General features: G+C 39.9%; 4 protein-coding genes. All 4 read left to right on the top strand.

The window, feature by feature from the left end:
• The coding region (locus QZ359_RS00355) for a DUF1542 domain-containing protein (protein WP_293949661.1) at positions 1-1337 on the top strand (1337 nt) is incomplete at its 5' end.
• A gap of 713 nt (positions 1338-2050) precedes the next feature.
• The gene (locus QZ359_RS00360) at positions 2051-2944 is read left to right on the top strand and encodes an ABC transporter ATP-binding protein (RefSeq protein WP_000895303.1); all 894 of its coding nucleotides are present in this window, start codon (positions 2051-2053) and stop codon (positions 2942-2944) included.
• Positions 2941-4140, top strand: a complete 1200-nt coding sequence (locus tag QZ359_RS00365) for an ABC transporter permease (protein WP_224218688.1) — start codon at positions 2941-2943, stop codon at positions 4138-4140. The genes QZ359_RS00360 and QZ359_RS00365 overlap by 4 nt, the downstream gene beginning before the upstream one ends.
• Before the next feature lie 215 nt (positions 4141-4355).
• Positions 4356-4509: uL13 family ribosomal protein (locus QZ359_RS00370; protein ID WP_293949672.1), on the top strand; the 154-nt coding region annotated here is incomplete at its 3' end.

A 4509-nucleotide genomic window follows, 5' to 3' on the forward strand; every position in this document is an offset into this window, starting at 1 on the left:
AACTGTCAGAAGCAGACAAAGCCAAAGCTAAGTTGGCTGTAAAAGACGCCGCAGATGCAGCTAAGTCAGAAATCGAACAAGCTACAGACCAAGCAACAGTTGAAGAAAAAGAAACAGCAGGTAAACAAGCTATTTCAAATGTTGCGGAAATTGGTAAAGAACAAGCTAAGTCAGAAATCGACAAAGCTGTAGCTACTAAGCTACAAGCTATTGAAGGCAATGCCAAACTGTCAGAAGCAGACAAAGCCAAAGCTAAGTTGGCTGTAAAAGACGCCGCAGAAGATGCGAAGAAAGCTATTGACGCATCTACAAGTCAAGCGGAAGTAGATGCAAACGTAACGAAAGGTACGGACTCTATCTCATCAGTTGCGGAAGTTGGTAAAGACCAAGCTAAGTCAGCCCTAGATTCAGCTCTATCTGCTAAGGAAACTGCAATTGACAACAATGTTAAACTTTCAGACACAGAAAAATCAGCAGCCAAAGCCGCGGCGAAGCAAGCAGCGGACGATGCGAAGAAAGCAATCGATGCAGCTACAACTCAAGCAGAAGTAGATAGAGTTCTTCGTAATGATATTTACAAAGATGATGCAGCAATTAATGAAGTAGAAGCATTTGACTTATCATCTCTATTAGTCAATGGATTTGTCTCTGTTAAACAAGGAGAAACTTTAACAGATCAAGAAGTACTATCTAAAGTAAACTTACCGAAGGATGTAGAGGTTATTAAAGTTGAAAAACCTACAACATCAGCTTTAGGTAGACTAGTAGCTAAAGTAACACTTAAGTTATCAGATGGCAGTGTAGAAGAAATCAACGTACCTGTTGAAGTTGTTGCTCCACAAAATCATGGAAATGAAGGAAATGGAGCAAATAACGGAGCTACTAACACTGACGCAAAAGCGGATAAAGCTAAGTTAGAAGCTGCTATTCATCAATTAGATGAATTTAAGTTTGATACAGAAACTGCAAAAGAAGCGAATGCATTATCAGCAGATGCTAAGAAAGTATTTGCCAATGCAGCTGCAAGTCAAGCAGAAGTGGATGCAATGGTTAAACGTATCGAAGACTTCATGACGAAAGTTGCTTCATCAACTGATCATGCAACTCCAGCTAATGACCAAGCTGCTCAAACACCAGCTGTAGCTCCAGCTACTACTCAAGCAGCAGCTAATGCTAGCCAAACAGTATCAGCACAAGCAAATGCGCGTAAAGCGGCTAAAGAATTGCCAAATACAGGTACAGTAAATTCTACTGTAGCTATGGTAGCAGCAGCCGCAAGTGCAGTACTTGGTCTTGGCCTTGCAGGTCGTCGTCGTAAAGAAGACGAAGAAGCTTAATTGGTAGATTGTTTGATTATTAGATAATGAATCTGATTTTCAGAGCTTAAACAAGTACCTCTCATAAGAAAATCTCCTAGCAGGAAAGTCTGCTAGGAGATTTTTGATACAGGTAAATTGATCAGTGAATCTAAATCCTAAATTTCATGAGGTAATGAGAGGTTTAGGTCAACTTGATTTCAAAATTTTTAGGTCTAGGAATGACTATTCATATAGAGATAGGTAATTCTTCAAAGATGGTAGTCATATAGAGGACGATAGTTGTTAAGTAATGTTTTAATTGATAATAGTTGCTATTTGATGATGTTTTATGTCAAAGTAAATAAATAGGATTTTTATTTTTGACAAATGATAACATATGATGTAATGATTTTTAGGGAAAAGCTATTTGGAATAAAGGAGTTGCTCACATAACAATTCAGGATCAAAAATAGACAGTTGAGGAGCGGAAGTGATAAATCGAGTTTGCTACTGTATAATGGATTTATCACTAATACTCTTCGAAAATCAAATTCAAACCACGTCAGCTTCGCCTTGCCGTACTCAAGTACAGCCTACGGCTAGCTTCCTAGTTTGCTCTTTGATTTTCATTGAGTATAAAAGTGCTCCAGGCCATATTTTACACAGCAATAGTCTTATAAAAAAGGACAGAAACCATTGTAAAGGCTATCAAAAAGGAGTATAATGAGTGCAAGACATTTCGGAGGTGAAAGATGCTAGAAGTAAGAAGTCTAGAGAAAAGTTTTGGATCCAAGCAAGTTTTGTTTGGTATTGACTTTCAAGCGCGACCAGGTCGTATTTTGGGATTAGTCGGGAAAAACGGTGCTGGGAAAACAACGATTTTCCACAGTATTTTGAAGTTTTTAGAATACCAAGGAGAAATCAGTCTAGATGGTCAGGATATTCGTCAGGAGACCTACGCTCGGATTGGCTATCTTCCTGAAGAACGCAGTCTCATGCCTAAATTGACAGTTCTTGAACAAGTTCGCTACTTGGCGACTCTAAAAGGCATGGATGCCAAGGAGGTCAAGGAAAAACTCCCTCAATGGATGAAGAGGTTGGAAGTGAAAGGGAAGCTGACAGATAAAATCAAGAGTCTGTCAAAAGGAAATCAGCAGAAGATTCAGCTCATCATTACTCTGATTCATGAACCAGACTTGATTATCTTGGATGAGCCTTTCAGTGGCTTGGACCCAGTTAATACTGAATTGCTCAAGCAAGTCATTTTTCAGGAAAAAGAGCGTGGAGCAACCATTATCTTTTCTGATCATGTCATGACCAACGTCGAGGAGCTTTGTGACGATATTCTCATGATCCGAGATGGCCGTGTGGTCTTGCATGGACCAGTTCAGGATGTCCGCAATCAATACGGGAAAACGCGTCTCTTTGTTTCAAGTGAGCGAAGTAAGGAAGAATTGGAAAACCTTCCTCATGTCAAGCAGGTGAGCTTGACCAAACAAGGCAGTTGGAAATTGATCTTGGAGGACGAGAGTGCCGGAAGAGAACTCTTCCCAATCTTGACTCAGGGGCAATATATCGCAACCTTTGACCAGCAAGCGCCAACAATCGATGAAATCTTTAAACTAGAATCAGGGGTGGAAGTATGAGAAATATGTGGGTTGTAATCAAGGAAACCTATCTTCGACATGTCAAATCGTGGAGTTTCTTCTTTATGGTGATTTCGCCGTTCCTCTTTTTAGGAATCTCTGTAGGAATTGCCTATCTCCAAGGCTCCTCAATGGCTAAAAATGATAAAGTGGCAGTAGTGACAACAGTGCCGTCTGTAGCAGAAGGACTGAAGAATGTAAATGGTGTTAACTTTGACTATAAAGACGAAGCAAGTGCAAAAGAAGCGATTAAAGATGAAAAATTAAAAGGCTATTTGACTATTGATCAAGAAGATAGTGTTCTAAAGGCAGTTTATCATGGCGAAACATCGCTTGAAAATGGAATTAAATTTGCAGTTACAGGTACACTCAATGAATTGCAAAATCAACTTAATCGTTCAACGGCCTCCTTGTCTCAAGAGCAGGAAAAACGCTTAGCGCAGACAATTCAATTCACAGAAAAGATTGATGAAGCCAAGGAAAATAAAAAGTTTATTCAAACAATGGCAGCAGGCGCCTTAGGATTCTTTCTTTATATGATCCTGATTACCTATGCGGGTGTAACAGCTCAGGAAGTTGCCAGTGAAAAAGGCACCAAAATCATGGAAGTCGTCTTTTCTAGCATAAGGGCTAGTCACTATTTCTATGCGCGTATGATGGCTCTGTTTCTGGTGATTTTAACGCATATCGGGATTTATGTTGTAGGTGGTCTAGCAGCCATTTTGCTCTTTAAAGATTTGCCATTCTTGGCTCAGTCTGGTGTTTTAGATCACTTGGGAGATGCTTTCTCACTGAATACATTGCTCTTTATTTTAGTCAGTCTCTTTATGTACGTAGTCTTGGCGGCCTTTCTAGGTTCCATGGTTTCTCGCCCTGAGGACTCAGGAAAAGCCTTGTCGCCTTTGATGATTTTGATTATGGGTGGTTTTTTTGGAGTGACAGCTCTAGGTGCAGCTGGTGACAATCTCATCTTGAAGATTGGTTCTTATATTCCCTTTATTTCAACCTTCTTTATGCCATTTAGAACCATTAATGGCTATGCAGGGGGAGTAGAAGCATGGATTTCACTTGCTATTACAGTGATTTTTGCAGTGTTAGCAACAGGATTTATCGGACGCATGTATGCCAGCCTAGTCCTTCAAACGGATGATTTAGGGATTTGGAAAACCTTTAGACGTGCCTTAGCTTATAAATAGAAGAGCCTCGCGAAAGCGAGGTTTTTTAGAGATAAAAAGAGTGGAATTCAGAAAAATATTTTTCATATCTATTGACTTTTAGGGGTGAAATTTGGTATTATAGTAGGCGGTATTGTTTACCCCATTTGAAAGGCCCCGGAACCTTCCAAATACTTTTCGATGGGAAGGAACACCCATCACCGTAAACAAAAATCGAACTATATATAGGAGAAATCATGAACAAAACAACATTTATGGCTAAACCAGGCCAAGTTGAACGTAAATGGTACGTAGTTGACGCAACTGATGTACCACTTGGACGTCTTTCTGCAGTAGTTGCTAGCGTACTTCGCGGAAAAAACAAACCAACATTTACACCACACACTGATA

This window comes from Streptococcus sp. (assembly GCF_019414905.1).
Lineage (GTDB): Bacteria > Bacillota > Bacilli > Lactobacillales > Streptococcaceae > Streptococcus.

Coding starts and splice junctions, on each gene's coding strand:
- QZ359_RS00360 (WP_000895303.1), top strand. CDS start 2,051: ATGCTAGAAGTAAGAAGTCTAGAGAAAAGTTTTGGATCCAAGCAAGTT.
- QZ359_RS00365 (WP_224218688.1), top strand. CDS start 2,941: ATGAGAAATATGTGGGTTGTAATCAAGGAAACCTATCTTCGACATGTC.